This window comes from Herbaspirillum sp. SJZ107, assembly GCF_006715485.1.
In the GTDB taxonomy this organism is placed as follows: Bacteria; Pseudomonadota; Gammaproteobacteria; order Burkholderiales; family Burkholderiaceae_D; genus Telluria.
The window spans coordinates 1,192,130-1,204,815 of record NZ_VFNH01000001.1; the positions used below are offsets into that span (position 1 = coordinate 1,192,130).

Consider the following 12,686-nt stretch of genomic DNA (forward strand, 5'->3'; position numbering starts at 1 on the left):
AGCATAGGCGATTCTACCGGCAAGCGGCGCCAGCCTCCCCTGCGGCCAGGCACATTTTGCAATACTTTTTGCTGAATCGCATCGGTTTGCCACACCTCAGGCCAGCGGCAGCGCCGTTTCGTCGCGCCCGCCGCCATCCGGCGTGCGCAGCAGGATCGCGCTGACATTATCCGGATAGAAGAAGGCTGCAGGATGGGCGTTGTAGGCGGCCAGCAGCGCACCCAGCATGGTGGCGGCGTCGGCGCGCCCGGCCAGCAGCTGCGGCCACTGGGCCGCCCAGCCGTACGGGTCCGAGCACGACCACAGGCCGTCGGTGGCCAGCAGGTAGGACGCGCCGGGCACGAGACGCAGCGCGCGGCGGTCGGGCAGGTGCGCCAGCCAGGCCGGCAGGCGCTGCGGCGTCAGTTCGAACAGCGGGTCCTGCAGGCGCATCGGATCGGCGAAGGCATTGCCGAGGATGAAAGCCTGCGATACCTGTGGGCGGTGCTCGCCATGCACCTGCTGCCACCACTGCGCTTCCTGCAGCTGTCCGGCCATCGCGAGGGCGGTAGCCGGAACATGGTCGACCGTCAGCGGCGCCACCCGCGCGCGCGTGATCTCGTACAGGCGCGAGTCGCCGACGTGGTACAGCAACGGATCGGCGCCGGCCGGCAGTTCGAGCATGGTCAGCGTGGTGCCGGGGCGCGGGCCGTCGTCGAAGCGGGCGTCGGCGAAATGCCGCTGCAGGTCGGCGTGCAGGGTGTCCAGGCGCTGCGCCAGCACCGCCGCGTCGGTGCACGGCGGCACGGCCAGCAGGCCGGCCACCACGGCTTCGGCTGCCTCGCGTCCGTGGCCGTGGCCGCCCATCCCGTCCAGCACCGCCAGGCGCGCATGCCCGCGCGGCCAGCCGGACAGGCGGCGCCGCACCGGCACCTGGCCGTGCAGCCAGACCGCATTGCCGTCGTGGTCGACCAGCAGCAGGTTGTCCTGGTTTTCCGTGCGCAGGCGCGGGCCGGCGCCGAGGCGCGAGCAGGCGGCGACGTCGAGCGCGCCGAAGCGCAGGTCGTGGAGGATGTCGGATGGGAGCGGAATCGGCATGCTGTTACTTTAACCGATGCCGGCGCCGAGGTGGCCGGACTTCAGGCGCGCACGCAGGTGCCTGCCGCTTGTGCGGCCGCAGCGGCGTCGCCGGCACACTCGGGCGGCAGGGATTCGAAGCGCATGTCGTCCAGCTGCGCACACAGCTCGGGGTCGCCGCGCACCACGGCGCCGCGCTCGACCAGGCATTGCTCGACCGGATCGTGCGGCACCGCCGGGTTCTCGACCCGCACCACGTGGCCGGCGGCGTAATGGACGATCGTCAGCGTTTCCCAGCCGTCGCCGGCCTGCGCCCACAGCGTCTGGCAGCCGGCATAGTCCGGGCCGATGTCCGGGGTGCGCGGATAGACTTTCAGGAGCACGCCCATCTGGCGGTCGACCCCGGCGTCCGGCGGCGGCACGGCCAGGCCGCAGTTGGGAGCGGCACCGGCGGCGGCGTGCAGGGCCAGCGCCAGCAGGGGAAGGGAGCGGATCATGAGGGTCGGAAAGCCGGACATAACCATGAATTGTACCCGGCTGCCGCCCCTGTGCTAAGTTAACTCGACAATAACGATGCCGGATTCGCCCCGGATGCCTGCCATGCTGATCCGCCCCATCGAAGACGCCGACATCCCCGCCGCCGCCGCGCTGCTGCGGCGCGCGGCCGAAGAATTCATCCTGCACGAATCGACGCCGCAGGACGCCGCCGCTTTCCTCGTCGACCAGGGCGAGGCCGCGCTGCGCAGCCGTATCGCATCCGGCTACGTCTACCACGTGGCGCTGGTCGACGGCGAGCTGGCCGGGTTTGTCGGCGTGCGCGAGCGCAGCCACGTGTACAGCCTGTACGTCGACAAGCGCTACCAGCGCCGCGGCATCGGCCGCGCCCTGTGGGAGACCGCGCGTGCCGCGGCGCTCGACGGCGCTTCGGACCATCCCGGCGTGTTCACCGTGAACGCCTCCAACTACGCCGTGCCGTCCTACCTCGCGCTCGGTTTCGAGCGGACCGCGCCGATGCAGGTGTCGACCGTGCGCTATAACCCGATGCGTTTCGTGCCGGCCTGAGCGGCGCTAAGGGCGCCGTTCGTCGGCGCGGCGCAGCCACAGGCTGCTGGCCCAGCCTTCGCGCGCCTGGCCGTCCACGCGCGCGCGTACCTTCCACCAGTCGCCGTCGGCGGCGCCGGTGGTGGTCACCAGGGTGCCGGCGCGCAGCACCGCGGTCCGCTGCGCCCGTACACCGTGGGCGTCACGCAGGTTCAGATCGTCGACCACCAGGTAACTGCCGCCGGGCGCCGGGCGTGCGCCATGCGCATCCGGCACCACCGGGGCCGCCGCGCGCATAGGCGGCGTGATGGCGGTCGCCGGCAGCCAGGCCGAGAACAGCAGGCCGAAGGCGAGCGTGCCGCCGGCCAGCACGCCGAGCGCACGCAGGTTGGGACGGCGCCACCAGGCGCGCGGCGTCAGCCAGGCGGCCATCAGCAGCGTCAGCGCCAGGGCGGCGCCCCAGGCCGCGATGTGGATCAGGTCCATCTCAGGCATCGAAGCGCAGCACGTAATGGCCGGCCACCAGGTGATGCCCGGCCGGCAGCGTGTAGGGCGCGTCTGCCGTGGCGTCGCCGATCGCCGCCACGAAGTTCAGGTCCGGGTCGAGGTGGTACAGCGCTTGCGTCGGACTCAGGCGCGCGATGCGGTAGCCGTCGGTGACCGGTTCGAAGCTGAAGGCGCTGCGCGACAGGCCGAGCCGGTCGGCGCTCGACGTGGCGCTTGAGGCGGCGCTCCCGGCGGCGTGGCGCAGGAAGCGCGGCGAATCGAGCACGCGCAGCGCGGCCAGCACCGGCGTGCTGCGTCCGAACACCTGGCGCACGCCCGGCGCGACCGGCAGGGCCGGCGGCTGCGGCAGGCGCAGCAGCGCGCAGTAGCGGTCGGCCATCGCGGGCGCGGGGGCCAGCAGGTCGAGCGCGGTATGGTCGACCGGGCGGAAGCTGGCGGGCACGCTGATCGCCTCGCGGCCTGCGGCGGTGATCGCGTGCAGCGTGTCGCCGTCGTCGACGGCGAAGCGGATGATGCTGCCGCCGGCCGACGGCGCCAGCGCGCGGTCGAGGCCGATCTCCAGCGCCTGGGCGCCGGTATCGCGGTAGCGCGACAGGCGTGGCAGGGCCAGTGCCGCCAGCGCGACCCGCTGGCGCGACACCGGCGCGTAGGTCGCTTCGGCTTCGGCGGCCGCGGCGATGGGCGGCTGCGGCGTGGCCTGAAGCGCAGCCGGCACGGCGGTGAGGTCGGCCGGTGCCGCCATGCGCGGTTTCCAGACGGCGGGTCGGGCAGGGACCGGCTCGGCCGCAGGCGCGGCGGATGCGGCGGCGGTGGCTGCGGTGGCGCGCGTCGGCTGCGCCGCGGGGACGGATGCCGCAGGTGGCGCGGCCTGCGCTGCCAGCGGGCGCGGCGTTACCAGCGCAGCCGGCGCCACGGCGGCCGGCGCCGGCGTCACCCGCAGCAGCAGGCGCAGCGGCGCACCGGCGGCATCGACGCCGCCACGGCGCGAACGCACGATGTAGTAGCCCTGGGCGGCGTCGTGCACGCACTCGAAGGCATCCTTGGGGCGCACCTGGACTTCGATCGGCGTGCCGGGGCCGTCGTTGACCAGCAGGATCGACCCCTCCAGGCCAAAGGGCCAGCCGGGCGCGGCCCAGGTCGCGTGCTGGTCGTCGTTGCCGATCAGGGTCAGGCGCTGGTTCGGGTAGACCGGGCACGCGGTCTTCCAGACGGCGCTGTCGCGCGACACGCTGACCGTGTACTGGATGGTCTCGCCGGGCGCCGGCAGGTACACGGCGTGGCCGAAGCGGACCTCGACCTCGCCCGGCACCAGGCGCTCGGCGCCGACCACCTGGTAGCGCACCTCGTCGCCCTGCAGCAGGTCGCCGAAATCCTTCTGGTGCAGTGCCGCCAGGCCCTCGGTCAGCTCGCGCACGCGCGCGCCGCGCGTCAGGTGGCGGTCGTCGTCGACTTCTTCCTGCGGCAGCGCCAGTGTGATGTGCGAGAAGCAGCGGGTGGCGGCGCGTCCGCGCTGTTCGCGCGGGGCCCGTTCCAGCAGGTCGCGCAGCAGGGCGCGCCGCGAAAACAGGGCCAGCCCCGGCGCCTGCCAGATGGCGTCGGCGTCGAAGACGTCGGGAATGCCGGCCAAAATTTCGCGTTGGACGTAATTCGGTACGAGGCGGGGCATCATGATCAGGTTTCCTCCAAAGATTGGGCACTGGCTGCGGTCAACGCTAGCAGGGGGCAGATGAAAAACAGCAGGTGCGAGCCGCCGGCCGACAGAAAGCTCATCGGCTGGCCCATCACCGGGAAGATCGCCAGGTTGGTGCCCCAGGACAGCAGCAGGTGGCCGGACACGAAGGCGGCGCCGCCGCACAGCAGGAAGCAGCGGAAGCGTGCCAGCCAGGCGCGGCGGAAGTCGCGCGTGCCGGCCTGCGCCTGCCAGCAGCGCAGCGCCACGGCCAGCAATCCGCCGACGAAGGCGGCCTGCAGCAGCCACAGGCCGAGCGCCGCGGCCAGGCCGTGGCGGTTCAGGAAGAACGAGGGGGCGAAGTCGTCCTGCACCGCCGGGATGTGGCGCGCCGGACCGGCATCCTGGCCCAGCGCGGCCAGCCCGAACAGGTGGTCGGCGCCGCGCCAGCCGCCTTCGGCGACGGCGCGCGCGCCCAGCAGCAGCTGCTGGCCGGTGTGCGGATGGGTGCCCGGGTCGAGCCAGACCAGGAAGCGGTCGGCATAGAAGTTCCACTGCGCGATCTCGCCCGGGCCGGCGCCGCGCAGGGCGGCCACCGCCAGCACCGCGCCCCCGGCGCCGGCCACCAGCAGCACGGCGGCAAGGCGCTGGCGCGTGGCCAGCGCATGCGCCAGCGCCATCGCGCCGCCCCAGACGCCGAGCAGCACCAGCGGCGAATAATCGTCGACCTGCACCAGCGCCACGCCCAGCAAGGCCATGAACAGCAGCGCCGGCGTCGCCAGGCGCAGGCTGCGCATCCACAGGCTGCCCGGCGCCGGCTGCGCGCCCGCGGCCAGCGCCAGGCAGTGCGCGCTCAGCGCCGCCAGCGCCAGCTTGGCGAATTCCACCGGCTGCAGGTCGAACACGCCGGTCTCGTCGCCGAACACGACCTGCACCAGCAGCGCGGCCAGTGCGGCGCCGGCCAGCAGCACCAGCAGCGCTTCGATGCGCGCCTGCGGCAGCGGCGCGCCGTGCCGGGGCGGGCGCAGCGCCAGCAGCATGGCACCGCCGCCGACGCCAAGCGCCAGCGCGGCGGCAGTCTTTTGAAAGTAGCGCAGCCAGGACGATTCGGGCGCGCCCAGGCCGAGCTCCAGCTGGGCCAGCAGGCCGACCGCCAGCAGCAGCACGCCGGCGCCCAGCGCCAGCGGCAGCCGCCGCGGCGCCCACAGCGCCAGCCACAGCGCGCCCCACGCGACCAGCAGCGAGATGCCGGCGCCGGGCAGGGTGCCCGGGCCGCCCGTACTGCGCTGCAGCCACAGCAGGCCGAGGCCGCAGCCGGCCAGGGCGGCGCCGGTCAGCGCCGGCACCAGGTCACGCAGGCGATGCCGGCGCCGGCCGGCGCACAGCAGCGCGGCGGTACCCAGCAGCGCCGCGGCAGCGATCGCGGCCGGCACCCCGGCCCGCTCGGGCAGTTGCCACAGCCCGCGCCGCGTCCATTCCCAGCCGACGCCGGGCGCCAGGCGCACTTGCGTGTCGCCGTAGAGGGCGACGTGGCTGGCCGGCTGCAGGTGCAGCAGGTCGCCGTTGCGCTCGACCAGCAGGCGGGTGCGGCCGGTGACCAGGGCGGCGGCATCATCGAGGCGCTGCTCGCGGCCCGCCAGCGGCGCCGGCGGCGTGGCGGCGTCGCGCTCGGCCAGCAGCAGCGGCGCCAGCGTGTCGGCGCCGGCGGCCAGTACCAGGCCGTCGCGTGCGCGTGCAATGGTCGCCGCCGGTGCGGCCAGGCCGGCGACGGCGATGCGGTTCCCGCAATCGAGGTTGCCGCCGAAGACCAGCGGACGCGCCAGCGTCAGCGGCGCCGGCACGATGCGGTTCCAGGCCGCCGCGACGCGGGTGCCGAGACGGGCGTCCGGACAGCTCGCCTGCAGCGCGCCGTCGCGCAGCAGCATGGCGCCGTCGTAGTGCCAGCGGGTGCCCTGGCTGCTGAAGGTGGCGCCCCTGCCGTCGAGCGCATCGATGGTAAATGCGGCGGCGCCGAGCTGGAAGCGCTGGCCGGCGGCCAGCAGGGCGCTGCCGCTGCGGCGCTGCACGCCGTCGCGCTCGAGCGCGAGAAAGCCGCTGCCGGCGCCGCTGCGTGCCAGCCACCAGGCGCCATCGAGGTCGCGGCGCAGGCGCAGTTGCGGTGCGCTGCCGCGCGCCGCGCCGAGCATGGCGCTGTCCAGTTCCAGCGCGGCGCCGCGTGCCAGCGTCAGCGTGACCCTGGACGGCATCCAGGCCACGGGTGTACGCAACAGGGCCAGCAACTGCAGCGCGCACAGGCCGGCCAGGGCCAGCGCGGCGAGCGGACGCCAGGCCTTCATGCCGCGCTCCGCAGGGCGGGTGCGGGTGGGTGGCCGGCACGGGCCAGCAGGCGGCTGATCTCGAGCGCGTGGCGCGGCCGGTCTTCGGGACGCGGCGCCAGCAGGGCGCGCAGCAGCATCGTTAATGGCGCGCAAGCCGTATCGTGGGCGCCACCGGCCTGCTGCGCGCGGCTGGCAAACAGCGCCGCCTCGTCCGGATGCAGGGTCGGGGGCAGGGCGCCGCCGTGCTGCGCGCGCAGGCGGGCCGCGCCGGCCGTGCCATGGGTGCGGTAGGCGTCGGCGCAGGCGCCGGCATAGCGCAGCGCTCTGCCCGTCACCAGGCGGTACAGCAGGGCGCCGAGGGCGAAATAATCGGCGCGGGCGTCGGTGCGGTAGGCGCCGTCGTCGCCGGCAAAAAACTGTTCCGGCGCCTGCCAGGCGGCGGTGCCGGTGTAGGGGTGGGGCGCGCGGTCGGCCAGCGCGCGGCCGGTGCCGAAATCGGCCAGCTTGAGGGTGGTGCCGCCGTCGGCCAGCAGCAGGTTCGAGGGCTTCAGGTCGAGGTGGCGCCAGCCGTACTGGTGCATCCTGGCCAGGGCAGCGTTGACCTGCGCAATCCAGTCGAGCGCCTGGGCCGGCGGAATCGTATCGCCGCGTGCTTGCACCGCCTCAAGGTGGCGCGCCAGGTCGCCGTCTAGCAGTTCCAGCGCCAGCGCCGGCTGGCCGAGGTGGGTGCCGCTGTCGAGCAGGCCGACGATGTGGCGCCGGTCCCAGGGCTGCAAGGCGCGCAGGAAGGCAAGTTCGGCGCCGGCGCTGCGGGTCCAGCAGGCGCGCTGCGGCGGCAGGGCCAGCGCCATCTGTTCGGTATTCACCAGCTTGAGCGCCGCCGTCACGCCGCCGGGAACGGACTCGGCCTGCCACAGCACGCCATAGCTGGACGCGGACAGCGGCGCGCGCAGGCGCCAGGCACTCGCTGTCAGTGTGATGATGTCTCCGGCCTGATGCATGGTTCTCCCTTCGGTGGCGATCGCATCGATCTAGCCGGGGGACGCGGAAAGCCGGGTCGGTGGTGCAGGGACGAAAAAAAACCGCGCCGGGGCGCGGTTCTCGTGCGGACGATGCCGGTTGGATCAGCGGTGGTGACCCCAGCCGCCGCCATGGTGGCCACGGTCGTAATGACCGCGGTCGTAGCCCCGGCCGTAGTAGCCGCGGTCATAGTAGACCGGGCGCGATTCGACATACACCGGGCGCGAATCGTAATAATAGGGACGCGATTCGACGTAGACCGGGGCCGGTGCGGCATACACTGGTGCCGGTGCGTAATAGTTGTTCGAAGCGTAGTAACCCGACGATGCGTAGCCGCGGTTGCGGTAGTAATAATCGTCGTTGGTACGCACCGAGTTGCCGACCACGGCGCCGATCGCGGCGCCGACCAGGGCACCGTCACGGCCGCCTGCACTGCCGCCGATCGCGGCGCCGGCCAGCGCACCGATGGCAGTGTTCGCACCGCGGTCTTGCGCAAATGCCGTGGACGACACGGCTGCCGTCGACACGGCGGTCGCGGCCAGGAGCACCGCACCAAAGCATTTTTTGTTCAACATGGTAGTTCCTTGAGCCTCAACGGGGATCGATATGATCACGACGACGCCAGGCATGGTTGAAACTATAGACCTGGCAAACAGTGCTGCCACGGGTTAATACACATTATTACAGTTGCTTCCGAGGCCGTAACATCTGCGTTTATCTGCGTTGATCAGCGTATCGCTGCGGCGATCCGGCCTTGTGCGGGCGCCAGGCCGCCCCATCTAATGTGACATTTGCACGGATCGTTATCCCCATGGCCCGCCAACGCTCATCGCTTTCCCTTCTCGCCATCCTGGCCCTGCTGCACCTGTACATCGGCGTACGCCTGTTGCCGGGCATGGGGATCGGCCTGCCCGGCATCGTGCTCGGCGCACTGCTGCTGGCGCTGTCGGCCGTGCTGGTACGCATCGGCCTGGGGGCGCCGAACCTGCGCCGCAGCCGCTGGTCCGAACAGCTGTCCTGGGCCGGCCTGCTGGCCATGGGCCTGTTTTCCTCGCTGTTCGTGTTGACCCTGCTGCGCGACGTGGTGCTGCTGGTGCTCGCGCTGTTCAAGGCCGGCGGCCCGGCGTTTACGCGCGACAGCGCGGTGGCGGTGCCGCTGGTGGCGCTGCTGGTGACGGCGATCGGCTTCGTCAACGCGCGCCGCGTCGCACGCGTGGTGCGGGTCGAGGTGCCGATCGCGGGCCTGCCGCCGGCACTGGACGGCTATTCGATCGCGCAGATCTCGGACATCCACGTCGGCCCGACCATCAAGCGGCCCTACCTGAACGCGATCGTCAACAAGGTCAACGGGCTGAAGGCGGATGCGATCGCCGTCACCGGCGACCTGGTCGACGGCAGCGTGCAGCGGCTGGCCATGCACACCGAACCGCTGGGCCGGCTGTCGGCGCCCGACGGCACCTTTTTCGTCACCGGCAACCACGAATACTACTCCGGCGCCGAGCAGTGGATCGCCGAAGTGCGCCGCCTCGGCCTGCGCGTGCTGATGAACGAGCACGTGATCCGCCGCCGCGGCGACGCCAGCCTGATGATCGCCGGCGTCACCGACTACACGGCCCAGCTGTTCAATCCGGCGCACAAGAGCGACCCGCGGCAGGCCATCGCGGGGGCGCCGGGCGACGTCGCCGTGAAGATTTTGCTGGCGCACCAGCCGCGCAGCGCGCCCGCCGCCGCCGAGGCCGGCTTCGACCTGCAATTGTCCGGCCACACCCACGGTGGCCAGTTCTTCCCATGGAATCTGTTCGTGCCGCTGCAGCAGCCTTTTGTCGCCGGCCTGAACCGGGTGCGCTCGTTGTGGGTCTATACCAGCCGTGGTACCGGCTATTGGGGACCGCCGAAGCGTTTCGGGGCGCCGTCGGAGATCACGCTGGTACGCCTGGTGCCGGCGTAACTGGCCGTCCTAACATGTATTTATACTAATCTTTCCCTGCAAAAACTGCGTGAATGCGCTATCGTGGACGTTTTCGCCCTGACCGAAGGATTCACGCATGATTCGCAGCAGCCGTTTCCCCGTCCTGACCCTCGTCGCCGCGCTGGTCGCCGCTTCCCTGAATAGCGCCCAGGCCGCAGCGCCGGGCGCCGACCCGGCCGCACTGGCCAAGGTGCGCGACACGGCGCTGCAGAACGAGTACCCCTACCAGCGCCTGGAAGACCTGACCGACCTGGTCGGTCCGCGCCTGTCCGGCTCCGCCGGCGCGGCGGCGGCGGTGACCCAGGTCGCCGACGAACTGCGCAAGCTGGGCGCCAAGGTGACGCTGCAGCCGGTCAAGGTGCCGCATTGGGTGCGCGGTGTCGAGACCGGTACCATCGTCGACTACAAGGGCCGGCCGAACGGCGTCACCCAGCGCGTCGTGCTGACCGCGCTGGGCGGTTCGGGTGCCACGCCGGCGGCCGGCATCAAGGCCGAGGTGATCGTGGTGCGCAGCTTCGAGGAACTCAAGGCGCGTGCCGGCGAGGTGAAGGGCCGCATCGTGCTGTTCGACGTGCCTTTCGACCAGAACATGGCCGACCGCGGCCTGGCCGGTACCGCCTACGGGCAAGCCGTGGCCTTCCGTGGCGCCGGACCGCGCATGGCGGCCGAGATGGGCGCCTCCGCTGCACTGGTGCGCGCCGTCGGCGGCGCGGCCTATCGCATCGTCCACACCGGCGCGACCAATCTGCCGGAGAATGCGCGCATCCCGGCTGCCGCCATCACCATCGAAGATTCGATGCTGCTGGCACGCCTGGCCAAGCGCGGGCCGGTCACCCTGCACCTGACCCTGACCCCGCAGACCCTGCCGGACGCCGACAGCTTCAACGTGATCGCCGACTGGACCGGCACCGATAAAGCCGACGAGATCGTGCTGGTGTCCGGCCACCTCGATTCCTGGGACCTGGCAACCGGCGCCAACGACGACGGCTCGGGCGTGGTGAGCGCCATGGGCGTGATCGATACCCTGCGCAAGCTCGACTACCGTCCGCGCCGCACCATCCGGGTGGTCGCCTGGATGAACGAGGAAAACGGCGGACGCGGTGGACGCGGCTACAACGACGCTTATAAATCGAGCGCCGAAAAGCACTTCGCTGCCTACGAGGACGACAACGGTTCGGGCCGTCCGTTCGGCCTGCGCGCCGGCGTCAGTATCGCGTCAGCCAAGCTGTTTGCACCGCTGCAGGCCGCGCTGTATCCGATGGGTGCCGGCGCCTTCCGCCGCGAAGACGTGATCGCTTCCGGTGACCTGGCGGCGCTGGAAGTGTCGGGTGTGCCGAGCTTCGAACCCTGGATCGATTCGTCGGACTATTTTAATTACCACCACACCACGGCCGACACCTTCGACAAGGTGAATCCGGAAAACCTGCGCCGCCACGCCGCGGTGATGGCCACCACGGCCTGGTTCCTGGCGAACATGGACGAGCCAATCGGCCGCTCGAACGTGGCGCAAGGGAACGGGGCGACCAGCGCCAGGGCACAGGCGGCCGCCAACGCCAAGTAAGCCGGGTCCGCGCGGGCGGCACACGCCGCCCGCGTTGTCAGATGCGGCACCGGCCGGCCTGCTGCAGCCAGCCGCCACCAGCCGCGGCCTCAGCCGCCGTCGATGCGCCGGATCGCACGCGCATGGCCGCGGAACGGGCGGCCATACACGGTCTGGATGCCGCTTGCGAAATTCTGGCCCCAGACCAGTTGCGGACGCGTGTCGTGCTGTTCGCTCGACCAGTACCAAACGCGGTCGAAGCCTTCGCGCTGGTTGGCGAACAGCAGCGACAGCTCGCGCCGCGTCGGCAGCTCGCCCTCCCGCTCGAGCGCCCACTCGCGCGCAGCCGGCCAGCTGACGTCGGATGCTTCTTCCGGCAGCAGGATCAGGTGGTAGTCGGCATCGCCGTTCTTGCCAAGGATGAGGCCTGCATACGACTCGCCTTCCTTCAGCATTTCCTGGATTCTCAAGTAATCGCCCATGGCGCACTCCGTTAAGTGATTTCTAGCAGTCCTGTTCGACCGTGATCGCTGCGCTTGGTTGCGAAGCAAGACTCGACATAGCTCATAACGGAATGCGCTATAGCTGGTGCGAAATTCTCCAACAAGGCGTCCTGCATGGCTGTGAGGCATCATGCCATTGCCTTATGGAAAGCTTTTTGATGCTGATAAGAAAGTAGTAGAAAGACTCAGTCGTCGAGGGGGAGGGTGATCTGCGGCCCGTCGGCCCCCGCGCGGTTGACCGCGGTGCTGACCTTGTGCCATTCGAAGGCGTCGGCCGGCACCGCCGACTGGCGCGCCAGTTCGATCGCCTGCTGCGGCGACAGGCCGGGGTCGAGCCACAGCCTGGCGTCGTCGGCTTCCAGCACCACCGGGCGGCGGTCGTGGATGTCGAGCATGCCGCCGGAGGCGTCGTCCGTCACCAGCACGAAGCCGGCTTCGGCGCGGTTTTCGACGAACGGCCCGAAATTGGCCAGCGCCAGCAGGAACAGCGGGCCGTGGTCCTTGCGGTGGATATGCCAGGGTTGCTTGTGGCCTTTTTCTCCGGTCCACTCGTACCACCCCTCGGCCGGCACGATGCCGCGTCCGTTCTTGAGCAGGCGCGACCAGTAGCGGTTGGCCAGCTTTTCGAAACGTGCATTGATGGCGATGGGCACCTTGCCTTCGGCCCACTTGGCGCGGTAGCTCCAGAACACGTCGTCGACGCGATGCTCCCCATCCTGCATATGGAATACAGGGCGGTAGGTGCCGGGCGCCGCGTTCGTGGTCGGCGCCGACTCGCTGTCGAAGACGGCGTCGGTCCAACCCATTAAATTGGCGTAATGGCGCGCCGTCTGGCTTTGATCAAATCGTCCACACATGCTCCGATGGTACAGCAGATGGCCGACGCAGCGCGTCCGTTAGCGCCATCGCATGCCGGGGCAGAATGCAACACAACTTCACCGGGCCGAGCCCGGCAAGACACAAATCGTTGTAATTATCGCCGCGACTCTCAGTCGCGCATGTTTCTTTGTTACTATATGGATCGAAATTTTTCCATAATCCAATAAGCGGCATGCCAGTCCCG

The 12,686-nt window shown here is 70.7% G+C and carries 12 protein-coding genes; 3 read left to right on the plus strand and 9 right to left on the minus strand.

Going from position 1 to position 12,686, the window contains the following annotated elements; all coding sequences use genetic code 11:
• Positions 1-96 precede the first annotated feature (96 nt).
• Positions 97-1,077, minus strand: coding sequence for a PP2C family serine/threonine-protein phosphatase (locus FBX97_RS05420; RefSeq protein WP_141829314.1), 981 nt, complete (start codon positions 1,075-1,077; stop codon positions 97-99).
• Between the two features lie 41 nt (positions 1,078-1,118).
• Positions 1,119-1,553 (minus strand): hypothetical protein, encoded by a 435-nt coding sequence (locus FBX97_RS05425; RefSeq protein WP_141829316.1) that lies wholly within the window; start codon positions 1,551-1,553, stop codon positions 1,119-1,121.
• 103 nt (positions 1,554-1,656) lie between these two features.
• Between FBX97_RS05425 and FBX97_RS05430 the strand changes: the two genes are divergently transcribed.
• Entirely contained in the window at positions 1,657-2,118 is a 462-nt protein-coding gene (locus tag FBX97_RS05430; protein ID WP_141829318.1) for a GNAT family N-acetyltransferase, read from the plus strand.
• 6 nt (positions 2,119-2,124) lie between these two features.
• Here the strand turns inward: FBX97_RS05430 and FBX97_RS05435 are convergent, their stop codons facing one another.
• The 5 genes from FBX97_RS05435 to FBX97_RS05455 form a co-directional block, all read right to left on the minus strand.
• Positions 2,125-2,583: an SH3 domain-containing protein gene (locus tag FBX97_RS05435; protein WP_141829319.1), complete on the minus strand. Its 459-nt coding sequence runs from the start codon at positions 2,581-2,583 to the stop codon at positions 2,125-2,127.
• Between the two features lies 1 nt (position 2,584).
• Complete coding sequence (locus FBX97_RS05440) at positions 2,585-4,273, minus strand: hypothetical protein (RefSeq protein ID WP_255517307.1); 1,689 nt, start codon at positions 4,271-4,273, stop codon at positions 2,585-2,587.
• A 2-nt stretch (positions 4,274-4,275) separates the two neighbouring features.
• On the minus strand, positions 4,276-6,609 hold the full coding sequence (locus FBX97_RS05445) for an FtsW/RodA/SpoVE family cell cycle protein (RefSeq protein WP_141829321.1): 2,334 nt from the start codon (positions 6,607-6,609) through the stop codon (positions 4,276-4,278).
• A complete protein-coding gene (locus FBX97_RS05450) occupies positions 6,606-7,592 on the minus strand; it encodes a protein kinase (RefSeq protein ID WP_141829323.1) in 987 nt (328 codons plus the stop codon). The genes FBX97_RS05445 and FBX97_RS05450 overlap by 4 nt, the downstream gene beginning before the upstream one ends.
• 123 nt (positions 7,593-7,715) lie before the next feature.
• A complete protein-coding gene (locus FBX97_RS05455; protein WP_141829324.1) occupies positions 7,716-8,186 on the minus strand; it encodes a glycine zipper domain-containing protein in 471 nt (156 codons plus the stop codon).
• Between the two features lie 236 nt (positions 8,187-8,422).
• On the opposite strand from FBX97_RS05455, the gene FBX97_RS05460 reads away from it, so the two are divergent.
• Positions 8,423-9,559: a metallophosphoesterase gene (locus FBX97_RS05460; RefSeq protein WP_141829326.1), complete on the plus strand. Its 1,137-nt coding sequence runs from the start codon at positions 8,423-8,425 to the stop codon at positions 9,557-9,559.
• A gap of 97 nt (positions 9,560-9,656) precedes the next feature.
• Entirely contained in the window at positions 9,657-11,141 is a 1,485-nt protein-coding gene (locus FBX97_RS05465) for a M20/M25/M40 family metallo-hydrolase (RefSeq protein ID WP_141829328.1), read from the plus strand.
• Positions 11,142-11,230: 89 nt separating this feature from the next.
• Here FBX97_RS05465 and FBX97_RS05470 read toward each other — a convergent pair whose 3' ends face one another.
• Together FBX97_RS05470 and FBX97_RS05475 are read right to left on the minus strand one after the other, a co-directional pair.
• Entirely contained in the window at positions 11,231-11,602 is a 372-nt protein-coding gene (locus FBX97_RS05470) for a DUF1566 domain-containing protein (RefSeq protein ID WP_141829330.1), read from the minus strand.
• Positions 11,603-11,808: 206 nt separating this feature from the next.
• Positions 11,809-12,480 carry an SOS response-associated peptidase gene (locus tag FBX97_RS05475; protein WP_141829332.1) on the minus strand — a complete coding sequence of 224 codons (672 nt, stop codon included), beginning with the start codon at positions 12,478-12,480 and terminating at the stop codon, positions 11,809-11,811.
• Between the last annotated feature and the right edge of the window lie 206 nt (positions 12,481-12,686).